13 protein-coding genes are annotated in these 13424 nt (G+C 63.0%); 3 read left to right on the top strand and 10 right to left on the bottom strand.

The window, feature by feature from the left end; translation table 11 throughout:
* Positions 1–373 precede the first annotated feature (373 nt).
* Positions 374–883, top strand: a complete 510-nt coding sequence (locus tag JQ567_RS09840; protein WP_192735462.1) for a GcrA family cell cycle regulator — start codon at positions 374–376, stop codon at positions 881–883.
* A gap of 160 nt (positions 884–1043) precedes the next feature.
* Here the strand turns inward: JQ567_RS09840 and phoB are convergent, their stop codons facing one another.
* From phoB to JQ567_RS09790, 10 genes are all read right to left on the bottom strand, one after another.
* Positions 1044–1745, bottom strand: coding sequence for a phosphate regulon transcriptional regulator PhoB (gene phoB, locus JQ567_RS09835; RefSeq protein ID WP_192735463.1), 702 nt, complete (start codon positions 1743–1745; stop codon positions 1044–1046).
* 87 nt (positions 1746–1832) lie between these two features.
* A complete protein-coding gene (gene phoU / locus JQ567_RS09830; RefSeq protein WP_212033448.1) occupies positions 1833–2549 on the bottom strand; it encodes a phosphate signaling complex protein PhoU in 717 nt (238 codons plus the stop codon).
* Positions 2550–2572: 23 nt separating this feature from the next.
* Complete coding sequence (pstB, locus tag JQ567_RS09825) at positions 2573–3394, bottom strand: phosphate ABC transporter ATP-binding protein PstB (RefSeq protein ID WP_192735465.1); 822 nt, start codon at positions 3392–3394, stop codon at positions 2573–2575.
* Positions 3391–4236, bottom strand: a complete 846-nt coding sequence (pstA, locus tag JQ567_RS09820; protein WP_211997950.1) for a phosphate ABC transporter permease PstA — start codon at positions 4234–4236, stop codon at positions 3391–3393. The genes pstB and pstA overlap by 4 nt, the downstream gene beginning before the upstream one ends.
* A 4-nt stretch (positions 4237–4240) precedes the next feature.
* Positions 4241–5239 carry a phosphate ABC transporter permease subunit PstC gene (gene pstC / locus JQ567_RS09815; protein ID WP_211997951.1) on the bottom strand — a complete coding sequence of 333 codons (999 nt, stop codon included), beginning with the start codon at positions 5237–5239 and terminating at the stop codon, positions 4241–4243.
* Between the two features lie 214 nt (positions 5240–5453).
* Positions 5454–6464: a phosphate ABC transporter substrate-binding protein PstS gene (gene pstS, locus JQ567_RS09810; RefSeq protein WP_212438620.1), complete on the bottom strand. Its 1011-nt coding sequence runs from the start codon at positions 6462–6464 to the stop codon at positions 5454–5456.
* 144 nt (positions 6465–6608) lie between these two features.
* A complete protein-coding gene (locus JQ567_RS09805) occupies positions 6609–7913 on the bottom strand; it encodes an ATP-binding protein (RefSeq protein ID WP_212438619.1) in 1305 nt (434 codons plus the stop codon).
* A gap of 43 nt (positions 7914–7956) precedes the next feature.
* Positions 7957–9012: a lysylphosphatidylglycerol synthase domain-containing protein gene (locus tag JQ567_RS09800; RefSeq protein WP_212438618.1), complete on the bottom strand. Its 1056-nt coding sequence runs from the start codon at positions 9010–9012 to the stop codon at positions 7957–7959.
* Positions 9013–9272: 260 nt separating this feature from the next.
* The gene (locus JQ567_RS09795) at positions 9273–9569 is read right to left on the bottom strand and encodes a hypothetical protein (RefSeq protein ID WP_212438617.1); all 297 of its coding nucleotides are present in this window, start codon (positions 9567–9569) and stop codon (positions 9273–9275) included.
* Between the two features lie 2 nt (positions 9570–9571).
* A complete protein-coding gene (locus tag JQ567_RS09790) occupies positions 9572–10966 on the bottom strand; it encodes an OmpA family protein (protein WP_212438616.1) in 1395 nt (464 codons plus the stop codon).
* Between the two features lie 326 nt (positions 10967–11292).
* Here JQ567_RS09790 and JQ567_RS09785 point away from each other — a divergent pair, with 326 nt between their 5' ends.
* Entirely contained in the window at positions 11293–12351 is a 1059-nt protein-coding gene (locus tag JQ567_RS09785) for a polysaccharide deacetylase family protein (protein ID WP_212438615.1), read from the top strand.
* Positions 12352–12558: 207 nt separating this feature from the next.
* Positions 12559–13359, top strand: a complete 801-nt coding sequence (locus tag JQ567_RS09780) for an SDR family oxidoreductase (RefSeq protein ID WP_212033457.1) — start codon at positions 12559–12561, stop codon at positions 13357–13359.
* Positions 13360–13424: the final 65 nt, after the last annotated feature.

The following is a 13424-nucleotide window of genomic DNA, read 5'->3' as shown; positions in this document are numbered from 1 at the left end:
GTCCCGAGGGAAAACCGGCGTCCACTTTTCCGGATCATGCTCGAACCGCTTTCCTGCGGTGCAAGATAAAGCAATCCGTAGCATTCCGGTGCCGTGGAAAACTCCAATTGCAATGCATAAATACCGGAACATGTGGACGCACGGACGCGGACTCTTGCGCCAGAGTCCCGCCATATTGTAGCGTCTGGGCTGTCGGGTACGACATCTCGTGCGGAAGTACTGACCCCTAGAGTCCATTTTGTGAGGCGTAAACGTTCGGGCGGCTTTTTGCGCCCGGCGAGGGCTAAGGGATTCTGCCCGCTGGGATTTTTGAGAATTGGCATCGCCAGCGCTGCCCCCGGATTGGCCGGCTCTGTGCGAAGGGAAGAATGCGATGACGGTATTGACCTGGTCCGACGAGCGCGTCGAGCAGCTTAAAAAGCTCTGGGAGGGCGGACTTTCCGCCAGCCAGATCGCCGCGGAACTCGGAAATGTGACGCGAAATGCAGTGATCGGCAAAGTGCACCGGCTGGGTCTTTCCGGCCGTGCCAAGAGCCCCTCCTCGGCCGCGCCGCGTCAGCGCAAGGCGCGCCCCGCCCAGCAGATGATGCGGGTGGCGCGCCCGGTGTCGCGCGGCAACACCGCGCTGGCCCACGCCTTCGAGGTGGAGATGGAGCCGGATCCGGTCGCCTACGACAATGTGGTGCCGATGAGCCAGCGGTTGACGCTGCTCGAATTGAACGAGGCCACCTGCCACTGGCCGATCGGCGATCCCTCCAGCTCGGAATTCTTTTTCTGCGGCGGCAAGGCGCTCACCAGCCTGCCCTATTGCGCACATCACTCGCGCATCGCCTATCAGCCGGCCTCCGATCGCCGCCGCCCGGCGCCGAAGCCGACCAGGTAAGGGCACGCTCACTGATGTCGTCCCGGCGAAGGCCGGGACCCATAACCACCGATAGCAGTGGTTATGCCTGGCTGGAGCTCCAGCCTTTTTAAAGCAATCAATATTTGTGGTTATGGGTCCCGGCCTTCGCCGGGACGACGCAAACCTGTTTACGCCGCGCCTACTCCACCTTCGCAAACCGGTCATCCAGCGCGTAGCCGGCGCCGCGCACGGTGCGGATCGGGTCCTGTTCGCGGCCGGGATTGAGCAGTTTGCGCAGGCGGCCGATATGCACGTCGACGGTACGCTCGTCGATATAGATGTCGCGGCCCCAGACGCTATCGAGCAGTTGCTCGCGGCTGAACACGCGGCCGGGATGTTCCAGGAAAAACTCCAGCAGGCGATATTCGGTCGGCCCGAGATCGATCGGACGGCCCGAGCGCGCGACGCGGCGTTTCTCGCGGTCGAGCTCGATATCGCCATAGGTCAGCACGGTGGCCAGCCGCTCCGGGCTCGCCCGCCGCAACAGGCCCTTCACCCGCGCCAGCAGCTCCGGCACCGAAAAGGGTTTTACGATGTAGTCGTCGGCGCCGGTCGCCAGCCCCCGCACCCGTTCGCTTTCCTCGCCGCGCGCGGTCAGCATGATGATCGGCAGCGCCTTGGTCTCCGGCCGCGCCCGCAAGCGGCGGCACAGTTCGATGCCGGACAGGCCCGGCAGCATCCAGTCCAGCACGATCAGGTCTGGCACCCGCTCCTTCAGCCTTGTATCGGCGTCGTCACCGCGGGCGACGGTTTCGACCTCATAGCCTTCGGCATCGAGGTTGTAGCGCAGAAGCGTGGTGAGCGCTTCCTCGTCTTCAACCACCAGAATGCGTGCGTTCATCTATGTCAGCCTCTTGTGTTTTGACGCGCTGTCGATACGCGAAAAACGTCTCTCGTTCGGTTGTCCGTTCCGCTACTGGTTCCGCTTCTAGTTTCCTGGCACCGTCGTGGCAAAATTCGTCATGTCGCCCTTCGGGCGCTTGTCGAGGATTTGCTGGCCTTCGATCATGTAGAACACGGTCTCGGCGATGTTGGTGGCGTGGTCGCCGATCCGTTCGATGTTCTTGGCGCAGAACATCAGATGGATGCAGAACGAGATGTTGCGCGGATCTTCCATCATGTAGGTCAGGAGTTCGCGGAACAGCGAGGTGCAGATGGCGTCGACTTCCTCGTCGCCCTTCCAGACCGCCATCGCCGCCGGCAGATCGTGCGACGCGTAGGCGTCGAGCACGGACTTGACCTGCGACTGCACCAGATCGGTCATGTGTTCGAGACCGCGGATCAGTTTCAGCGGCTGGAAATCGTTCTCCAGCGCCGCGACGCGCTTGCCCATGTTCTTGGCGAGGTCGCCGATCCGCTCCAGATCGGTGGCCACCCGCATGGCGCCGACGATCTCGCGCAGGTCGATGGCCATCGGCTGGCGGCGCGCAATCGTCAGCACCGCGCGTTCCTCGATGAGGTGCTGCAGGCGGTCGATCTCGGCGTCGGAGGCGACGACGCGTTTTCCGAGCGCAACATCGCGCCGGATCAGGGCATCGACGGATTCGGTGATCATGCGTTCGGCAAGGCCGCCCATTTCGGCGACCAGGCGGGTCAATTCCTGAAGATCGCTGTCGAACGCCTTCGCGGTATGTTCTGAAGCCATTGTCTTCTCCTCGCGATGTGCGCTTAGCCGAACCGGCCGGTAATGTAATCCTGGGTGCGTCGATCGCTCGGCGAGGTGAAAATCTTGTTGGTGTCGTCGAATTCGACCAGTTCACCGAGATACATGAAGGCGGTCTTGTCCGAGACGCGCGCCGCCTGCTGCATGTTATGGGTCACGATGGCGATGGTGTAGTCCTCCGACAATTCCTGGATCAGTTCCTCGACCTTGGCGGTCGAAATCGGGTCCAGCGCCGAGCAGGGCTCGTCGAACAGGATCACTTCAGGGCGCACCGCCACGGTGCGCGCGATGCAGAGCCGCTGCTGCTGGCCGCCGGACAGGCTGAGGCCCGATGCATTCAGCTTGTCCTTGACCTCGTTCCACAGCGCACCACCACGCAACGCCTTTTCGACGCGGCCGTCCATCTCGGATTTCGAGATCTTCTCATAGAGGCGGATGCCGAAGGCGATGTTTTCGTAGATCGTCATCGGAAACGGCGTCGGCTTCTGGAACACCATGCCGACCCGGGCCCGCAGCAGATTGAGATCGAGCTTGGGGTCGAGGATGTTGGTCTGGTCGAGCATCAATTGCCCGGTCGCCTTCTGGCCCGGATAGAGGTCATACATCCGGTTGAAGATCCGCAGCAGCGTGGACTTGCCGCAGCCGGACGGCCCGATGAAGGCGGTGACGCGGTGGGTGCCGAGCGTGAGGTTGATGTTCTTCAGCGCATGGTGCTCGCCATAGTAGAAATTCAGGCCGCGCGCGGTCACTTTCGGCGGCGCGTCGGGCAAGGCGACCTGCGGAACAGGTCCGTTCGCAGCACTCACGGATACGGAAAGATCGTTCATTTTGCTGTCCTCTCGGCGCCAAGGATGCGCGCGCCAATATTCAGGGCAAGTACGGTCAGGGTGATGAGCAGCGCCCCGCTCCAGGCGAGCTGCTTCCAGTATTCGTAGGGGCTTTGGACGAAGTTGTTGATGGTGACCGGCAGGTTCGCCATCGTCTTGGTGAGGTCGAGGCTGAAGAACTGGTTCGACAGCGCGGTGAACAGCAGCGGCGCGGTTTCGCCGGCGACGCGGGCGGTGGCGAGCAGTACACCGGTGATGAGGCCGGCGCGCGCGGCGCGGTAGGCGATGCGCTTGATCACCAGCGAGCGCGGCAGGCCGAGCGCGGACGCGGCCTCGCGCAACGGATTGGGCACCAGCAGCAACATGTCCTCGGTCGTGCGCACCACCACGGGGATCACGATCACGGCAAGCGCCAGACAGCCGGCAAAGGCCGAGAAGCCGCCCATCGGCACCACGATCGCGCCATAGACGAACAGGCCGATGATGATCGAGGGCGCGCTGAGCAGGATGTCGTTGATGAAACGGATCACCGAGGTCAGCTTGTCGTTCCTGCCGTATTCGGCAAGGTATGTGCCGGCGAACAGGCCGAGCGGCGCGCCGATGCCGACGCCGATCACGGTCATGATGATCGAGCCGACAATCGCGTTCAGCAATCCGCCGTCGGTTGATCCCGGTGGAGGGGTATTCTGCGTGAAGACCGCGAGATTGATCCCGGCGAGGCCGTTAAAGAACAAGGTAAACAGGATCAGCCCCAGCCAGGTGACGCCAAAAACCGCGGCGCCGAGGCACAGGACCTTGACGACGATGTCGACGCGGCGGCGACGGGTATAAATCGGGTTCATGATCTTAATTCCCCGCCTTCTTTTCCAGCCGCATCAGCATTATCCGCGCGGCCGCCAGGACGAAGAACGTCAGCACGAACAATAGCAGCCCCAGCAGGATCAGGCCGGATTGGTGCAAGCCGTCGCTCTCGGCGAATTCGGATGCGATCGCCGCCGAGATCGTAGTGCCCGGAGAAAACACCGAGCCCGTGATCTTGAAGGCGTTGCCGATGATAAACGTCACCGCCATGGTCTCGCCAAGCGCGCGGCCGAGCGCCAGCATGATGCCGCCGATCACGCCGACCTTTGTATAGGGGATCACGACGTTGCGGACGACTTCCCAGGTGGTGCAGCCGACGCCGTAGGCGGCTTCCTTGAGCACCGGCGGCACCGTCTTGAACACGTCGACCGAAATCGCGGTGATGAACGGCAGCACCATGATCGCAAGGATCAGCGACGCGTTGAACAGGCTGAGATAAGACGGCGGACCAGCGAAGATGGTGCCGAGAATCGGGACGCCATCGAACACCTTGATCACAAACGGCTGAAAACTGTCGGCCATGAACGGGCCCAGCACGAAGAACCCCCACATGCCGTAGATGATCGAGGGGATGCCGGCGAGCAATTCCACGGCAATGCCGATCGGGCGACGCAGCCACTGCGGACAAAGCTCGGTGAGGAAGATCGCGATGCCGAGCCCGACTGGGATCGCGATCGTCATCGCGATCACCGAGGTGACCAGCGTGCCATAGATCGGCCCGAGTGCGCCGAGCACCGGCGGATCGTTGGATGGCGCCCAGCGCGAGGTGAACAGGAAGGAGAAGCCATATTCCCTGATCGCCGGCCAGGCGCCCGCGATCAGCGAGACGATGATGCCGCCGAGGATGAGCAGGACCGAGATCGCGCAGGCGCGCGTGATCCAGTAAAATGTCACGTCGCCAAACTTGAAAGCGCTGAGAGCTTTGGCGCGATCGTAAGGTCCGGCAGCTTCCATTATGTCGCTCTGAACCGCCATGTCTGCCACGCCAATCCCCTGTACTGTATAGCCCAACTGCCCTGGTTCCGGCGCCGGTTTTGCACCGGACATTGCCACCAGATTTCCTGGTAGCCGGACCGCCCTGTATTCGCCCTCCAGCCCGGAGGGAAAGACCCAACCCGGAGAGACCGGGTTGGGTAGAGTGGGAGCACGCTCCCGTTGTTCGCCGGGCCGGAACGCGGCCCAGATCTTTGTTCTCGGCTCAGCTCTTGATCTCGGCGGTCCAGGTCTTTTCGATCATCTTGACCACCGAGTCCGGCATCGGAATGTAGTCGAGTTCTTCAGCCATCTTGTCGCCCTTTGCGAAGGCCCAGGTGAAGAACTTGATGGCTTCCTTGGCAGCCGCCTTGTCGGTGGCGTCCTTGTGCATCAGGATGAAGGTCGCGCCGGTGATCGGCCATGAAGCTTCGCCGGCCTGGTCGGTGAGGATCACGTAGTAGTTCTTGGCGCCGGCCCAGTCGGCATTGGCTGCTGCGGCCTGGAATGCCCCAATGGTGGGCTGCACGGTCTTGCCCGCCTTGTTGATCACTCCGGCATGGGTCAGCTTGTTCTGCTTGGCGTAGGCGTATTCGACATAACCGATCGAGTTCTTGGTCTGGCCGACATTGCCTGCCACACCTTCGTTGCCCTTGGCGCCAACGCCTGTCGGCCATTCAACCGCCGTACCGGCCCCTACCTTGGTCTTCCACTCGGCATTGGTTTTCGAGAGGTAGTCGGTCCAGAGGAAGGTGGTGCCCGAACCGTCGGAGCGGCGGACCACGGTGATGGCGTCGCTGGGCAGCTTCAGCTTCGGATTGAGCTTGGCAATCGCGGGATCGTCCCACTTCTTGACCTTGCCGAGATAGATGTCGCCCAGCAATTCGCCGGTGAATACCAGTTCGCCCGGCTTGATGCCTTCGAGGTTGACGACCGGCACCAGGGCGCCCATCGCCTGCGGCCACTGGATCATGCCTTCCTTGTCGAGCTGCTCCGACTTGAGCGGCATGTCGCTGGCGCCGAAGGTCACGGTCTTCGCGATGATCTGCTTGATACCGGCGCCGGAACCGATCGACTGGTAGTTCAGACCGTTGCCGGTCTCTTTCTTGTAGGAATCGGCCCACTTGGAATAGAGCGGGAACGGGAAGGTGGCGCCGGCGCCGGTGATATCGGCCGCGAACGCCGAGGTCGAGGCGGCGACGAGGCCTGCCGCGACGATTGTCTTGATGAAATTCATGGGTTGGTCTCCATCTGGTGAGCGAAGCGCCTGTTAACGCCCGATCGCGCTCACGCCGCATCCGTTTAGGTGCGGTCAATAGAGCTTTTACGAAGGTTCAATGACAGTTGGATGACAGTCTCAAGCGATTGAAATCGCTAGGGTTTAAGCCCCTGCCGGGGGTTTGGCCTGGGGAAAACAGGCGGTAAAAGTGGCCCCGTTTTTGGGCACGCTTTCAATCAAAAGCCGGCCGCGATGGCGGTTAACAATATGTTTCACCAAGGATAAACCGAGCCCGGTTCCCCCCTGCGCCCGGCTGTCGCCGACATCGACCCGGTAGAACCGCTCGGTGAGCCGCGGCAGGTGTTCCGGGGCAATTCCGGGCCCGAAATCGCGCACCAGGACGCGGACTTCCGGCGCGCCGTCGACGGAATTCGCCTGCACCAGCGAGACGATGACCTTGCCGCCGGAGGCGCCATATTTGAGCGCGTTCTCGATCAAATTTTCGAACAGCCGCAGCAGCTCCTCGCGATCGCCCGCGATCGTCACCGGCAGCTCAGGCAGATCGATGTCGATCGCGACCTGGCGTTCATGCGCCAGCGGCTCCAGCCCGTCGGCGACCTGGTGGATGATGGGCACGATGTCGACCGAGGTATCGGGCCGAACATGCGCCGACAATTCGACCCGCGACAGTGACAGCAGATCGTCGATCAGCCGCGCCATGCGCGTCGCCTGCGCGTGCATGATGCCGAGAAAGCGCTCGCGCGCCTTGACGTCATCCTTGGCCGGCCCTTGCAGCGTATCGATGAAGCCGGACAGGGCGGCGAGCGGCGTGCGCAGTTCATGGCTGGCATTGGCGACGAAATCGGCGCGCATCTCCTCGACCCGGCGCAGCGGCGTCTGGTCGTGGAACGTCATCAGCATGCACTTGTCGGTGCCGCCGAACAGCGTCGGCACCGGCACCGGTGTGATGATCAGCTCCATCCAGCGGTCGACCGGCACATGGTCGAGATAGGTCGCGCGGCGCGGTTCGCTGGTCGCGATCGCCTCGCGCAGGGCGGTGATGATTTCGGGCGAGCGAAGCGCGAACTGGGCAAGCTCGTTCTTGCGCAAAGCGGGGGCAAGCTGGGCTGCCGCCGCATTCAGATGGATCACGCGGCCGGCGCGGTCGAGCAGCACGGCCGGATCCGGCATGCCGGCCACGACGGCGCTGACGGCGGCGGCTTCAACCGGATTGACGCCACGAACGTCTTCGCGCGAGGTGACCGCATCATGCAGCCGCCATGGCACCAGGGCTGCGGCGGCAATGCAGATAAAGGCGGCAACGGCGCGCGCCACCCCGAGTTCGCCGGTCGCAACGAATACCGACAAAGCAAGGCCCGCGACCAGCAGGATAATGGCCGAATGCCGTAACCGGTCGGACCATGGGGCAAAATAGGAGGAGGAAGAGGAGGAATCGTCTATCGCCATTGTTGGCTTTGTTCCCTCTGTCTCTGGCGTCTCTTACGCGCTTTCAGGCGCCGGTGTCTCCACGCTCGCGCACATAGACGGCCTCACGTCTCGGCTCGGCGTCGGGGCCAGGCGCCAACTGGCGCAGGCGCTTCGACCGCGCACCGAGGATAACCTCCCGAAGCGTCAGCAAGATTACAGATATGACAAAAGGCGCAATATAATAGAGGACCCGGAACAGCAGCATCCCGGCCAAGAGGTCCTCCCGGTCCATCTGCGAGAGCCCGACCAGCATGGCGGCGTCGAACACGCCGAGCCCACCGGGCGAGTGGCTGGCGAAACCCAGCAGCGTCGCCGAGACGAAGATGACCGCAACGAAGATAAAGTCGACATTGGACTCGTCCGGCACCAGCATATACATCGCCAGCGCGCAGAACCCGAGGTCGACGATGCCGATGCCGATCTGCAGCAGCGTCAGCGGCCCGCCCGGCAGCGTCACGCTCCAGGGTCCACGGCCGACCCCGCGGGGCCGGGTCCAGACCCAGACCACATAGCCGACGAGGCCGGCGATAATCGCAAACGCCAGGGCACGGTTGAGCCAGGCCGGCAACTGATCGATCGAAGCCGCGGCTTCCGGATGATAGGCGATGCCCAGTCCGAGCACAGCGGCGTTGCCGAGCCAGAAGGTGAGCCCGGCCAAAAAGCAGATCTTGGCGACGTCGATCGCGTTCAGACCCCAGGCCGAATAGATCCGGTAGCGCACCGCGCCGCCGGTGAAGACGCTGGCGCCGACATTGTGGCCGATCGAATAGGAGGTGAAGGCGGCAAGCGCGGTGATGCGGTAGGGGACGTGGGTGTGGCCGATCGCCCGCACGGCAAACAGATCGTAGAAGGTCAGCGTGAAGTAACCCGCCGCCACGAACAGCGCCGCCAGCACGATCTGGCGTGGTTCGGTGCTCTTGATGGCCTCGATCACCTCGTTGGAGTCGATGCCACGCAGCATGTGATAAAGCACGTAGCACGCGGTTCCGATGACCGCGATACTGATCACAACCCCGAGCTTATGCAGGACCTGCTTCTGGCGCAGAAACGAAATCGCCCTGCGTATTGCTTCCAGCATCTAGACCTCGAATTGCGATCCCGCGACGACGGCAACGGCGTGAATTCCGCCGACGCTCCGCTGCTCCCTAGGGACTCCAGTAGCGCGTTTTGGGCCGGAGTGGAATTCGTCTAACGACAATAAAACGCGGTTCTTCAACCTATTAGGCGGAATTGATGACAGTGGATGCACAGTTTTGCTGCATTCTGCGCGCCCAAAGCGGGGTCCGGCCGGGTCCCCTGGGCCATCCCTTGAGCTGGAAAGGGTCATGCCGGGGCGTTTCAAGCCGCCGGCGCGCTGCGCGAGACCACCCAGTCCCGCAGCCACGACCCCACCGCGCAGCCGCAAAGATAGAGCGCGAACATGACCAGCCCGAGGTCGAGCCAATAGCCAAACCGGCCAGGGACCAGGCGCGAAAGCGCGGCCGCGACCAGCACGACCGCCAACGCCGCCAGCCACCGCTTCCAGTTTTTCGACACGCCCTCGCCGTGCTGAACGATGGAAATCCAGCCCATCGCCAGCCCGAGCAGCAGCGATCCCAGCAGCCAGCCCCAGAAGAACGTCGTCAGATAGGCCATGCTTACCTCACCACGAAATCGATGCGGCGGTTCTGCGCCTTGCCCTGGTCGGTATCATTGCCGGCGATCGGCTGTGTGCTGCCGTAACCGATCGACGTGAAACGGTTCGCGGGCAGTCCGGCCTTGACCAGGTAATCGGTGACCGCCTGGGCGCGCTTCTCCGAGAGCGCCTGATTGGCGGGTTCCTCGCCGTCAGCATCGGTATGTCCCACGACCTCGATATTGGCGTTCGGGCAGCGCAATGCGGTCTCGATCAGCCGATCGAGCAGCCCGGCGGAGTCAGCCACGATGTCGGCCTTGGCAGATTCGAACCGGATCCTGGCCTTGCCGAGCAGGTCGGTAAACAGCTGCTGGCAGACCGTGGGGTCGACCGGCGCCGCGGTCGGTTTGACCGAGATTTCAGGCTTGAATTGCCACCCTTGCGGAAACTCCTTGCCAAGGCCGGCACGGATCTGGGTCGCGGCCGTCTCGTAAAGCGCATCGCCCGACAGCTTCACCTCGCGGTCGCTGACCACGAGCGTCCCGGTCGACAGCCGCGACAGCGCGCCGAGCGCCGGCACGACGGCGGCGGCAAATCCTGATGGCGCACCGATACTCGCCTTCAGGTTGTCGACGACTTTCTCGCTGAAGAATTTGCGGCCCGCCGCCGCCACCAGCGCCGCATGGGCGTTGTTGTCGGGCACATAGCCGGTCAGCGTCAGCGTCACCGCGACCGGATCCTTGTAGGCCTGGAAGATGTAGGGCGGCGCCTTGACGTCGTTGGCCGCGACCGAATAGCCCTCGGGGAGATTTTTCAGCGCGGCGGCGATGGCTTCCCGGCCGCCAAGTTCACGCGCCATCCCTGACAGCGTGACCTTGTTGTCCGACAGCGTGATCTTCCCGTCCTTCAGTTTTGCGATCTGGTCGAGCAACAGCAGCGCGGCATTGTCGAAGCGCTGCGGCGCCCCGCGCGCCAGATTCATCCGGTCGGAGACTTCGACGCCACCAAGCATCGCGCGCGCAGCTTCCATGAGCTTGCTCTTGCTCGAAGGCAGCGGCGAACTGCCGCCCAGCGTCACCCGGACGACGTCGCGTTCAGCCGACCACACGAACGGCTTGGCTTCGGGAACGAGACGGGTTTCGTCGTTGACCAGCCGCACGCCCGGCACCGCTTCCACCGACGCCACCGCGCTCAGCCGGCCCTCTTCCGAGAATGCTTCGGCTGCAAACGTCACGTCGCGGCCCGCGACCGCTATTCGCCTTTTGTCCAGGACGGTATCCTTGAGCGCGGTGGTCGTGCGCTGCGCCAGGTCGGCTTCCAGCGGTGCGGTGCTGGTCCAGGCGGCGAGAGCCCAAAGGATGACGAGCGGAATCACACCCGGCCACCACTTGCCACTCCACCTGAAAAGTCCGTGCATTCGAGTTCCTAAGGGTCTAGTGCCCCGTTTCCGAAGTTCGTACGCTCTCGCGGTACCCTTGATACGAACTTCGGAAACATGAGGGGCACTAGCATCATCATGATTCCGGTGCCGCTTATCGATTTGAAGTCCCTAGTCGAATTCGCGGAGCCCGTGTAGGGACTTCAAATCGGCCGCACCGGGAACAGAGAGAAAACAAACCCTTGCGGGGCTGTCAAACCCGAAATGACACAGAAGCGTCGGGGTGCGGATATTTGCCCAGCTAACCGTTTATTCAACGGTCTGCCGCTAAGTTAGAAACATAATGAAACAGGCGGCAAGTCCTGATGAAAATGCTCCGCAACACCGTTATCCGCGCCGGACTGGAAGCGCTTTACTTCTCCGGTGCGCACTATCTGCTGCGACCAATCTTCGCAGGTGTCGGCGCAATTTTCATGCTGCACCATGTGCGCCCGCGCCGCGACGTGGAATTCCAGCCCAATTATCATCTCGAGGTCGAACCGGAATTCCTGCGCGCGGTGCTGGCGCATCTGCGGTCCATCAACGTCGACCTGGTCACCATGGACGAGGCCCATGCGCGGCTCTCCCAGGGCAATTTCGCGCGGCGCTTCGCCTGCTTCACCTTCGACGATGGCTATCGCGACAACCGCGATTTCGCGTTGCCCGTGATGCGTGAATTCGACGCACCCATGACGGTCTACGTCACCAGCGATTTCGCTGAAGGCACCGGCCGGTTGTGGTGGGTTGCGATGGAGCTGGCGCTCGCCAAGGCTTCCTCGATCGAGGTGCCGATCGGCGGCGTGGTTACCCGTCTCGATGCCTCGACGCCGGCGGCCAAGCAGATCGCCTTCGACCGGCTGCACGAGTGGCTGCGTAGCCTGCCGGGCGAGCTCGACGTGCAACGCGAAATCTCCGCGCTATGCACGCGATATGATGTGGATGAGACCAACATCGCCCGCGACCTCTGCATGTCCTGGGACGAGTTGAAGGCGTTCGCGGACGATCCGCTGGTGACCATCGGCGCGCACACCATCACGCATTGCAACCTGGCAAAGCAGACCGAGGCGACCGCCAGTTTCGAAATCGCCACCAGCCGGATGCGGATCGAGGCGGCGCTGCAACGCCCGGTGCTGCATCTTGCCTATCCCTATGGCGACAAGATCGCCGCCGGGCAGCGGGAATTCACACTCGCCAAGGCGGCCGGCTTCAAGACCGCGGTGACGACCCGGCCGGGCATGATCTTCCCGGAAAGCGCTGCTCATTTGACCGCGCTGCAGCGGGTCTCGCTCAACGGCAATTACCAGGACGAGCGCATCATCCCGGTGCTGACCTCCGGCGCCGCCACCGCGATGTGGAACGGTTTTCGGCGCATCGACGCGGCGTAACCGTCGTCCCGGCGAAGGCCGGGACCCATAACCACAGGTCCTGATTGTTGCGGAAGGTGACTGCTCCATCGCTCAACCGATGGGCCGCAGCGTATGGGTCCCCCGATGCGCAATTGCGCATCTGAGCCTTCGCCGGGACGACGGTTGTTTCCTTGACTCGCCCTCCCCTCGCGCTCAAAACCGCTGCCAAGAGCAAAGGAGGAACGCATGTTCAAGGATCTGTTTTCGCTAAAAGGCCGCGTCGCGCTGGTGACGGGCGGGTCGCGCGGGATCGGCAAGATGATTGCGGCCGGGTTTCTCGCGCAGGGAGCTGCGAAGGTCTACATCACCGCGCGCAAGGCCGGTCCCTGCGAGGCGACCGCGAAAGAGCTCACCGCGGCCTATGACGGCGAGTGCATCGCGCTGCCGATCGATATTTCGACGGTCGAAGGTTGCGACAGGCTGGCCGCCGAGATGATCAAGCTCGAGCCGAAGCTCGACATCCTCGTCAACAATGCCGGCGCCGCATGGGGCGCGGAGTTCGATGAATTCCCGGAGAGCGGCTGGGACAAGGTCATGGACCTCAACGTCAAGTCGCTGTTCTTCCTGACCAAGGCGCTGGCGAAACCGCTGCGCGCGGCGGCTTCGCACGAGCGGCCAGCCAAGGTCATCAACATCGCCTCGGTCGACGGCATCTTCGTCAACCCGACGGAGACCTATTCCTACGCCGCGAGCAAGGCCGCGGTGATCCATCTGACACGGCGCATGGCGACCAAGCTGGTCAAGGACAATATCAACGTCACCGCGATCGCGCCGGGCGCCTTCAAGTCGGACATGAACAAGGCCGCCCGCGATCACTCGGATGAAGTCGCCAAGCGCATTCCGGCGAAGCGGATCGGCACCGACGAGGATATGGCGGGGATTGCCATCTATCTCGCCTCGCGCGCCGGCGATTATGTCGTCGGCAACACCATCGCGGTCGATGGCGGCGTGGTCTACGCGAATGCGGGACTGGAGATCGCGGGGTAGGTGCGGCGCGAAGGCGTCAGCCAGCAAACCGGTGTCGTCCCGGCCTTGAGCTCAGATGCGCAATT

The organism is Bradyrhizobium sp. AUGA SZCCT0431, from assembly GCF_018131065.1.
Taxonomy (GTDB): Bacteria; Pseudomonadota; Alphaproteobacteria; order Rhizobiales; family Xanthobacteraceae; genus Bradyrhizobium.
Note: the sequence above shows the minus strand (reverse complement) of the source record. Positions and strands in the feature narration are given on the sequence as shown.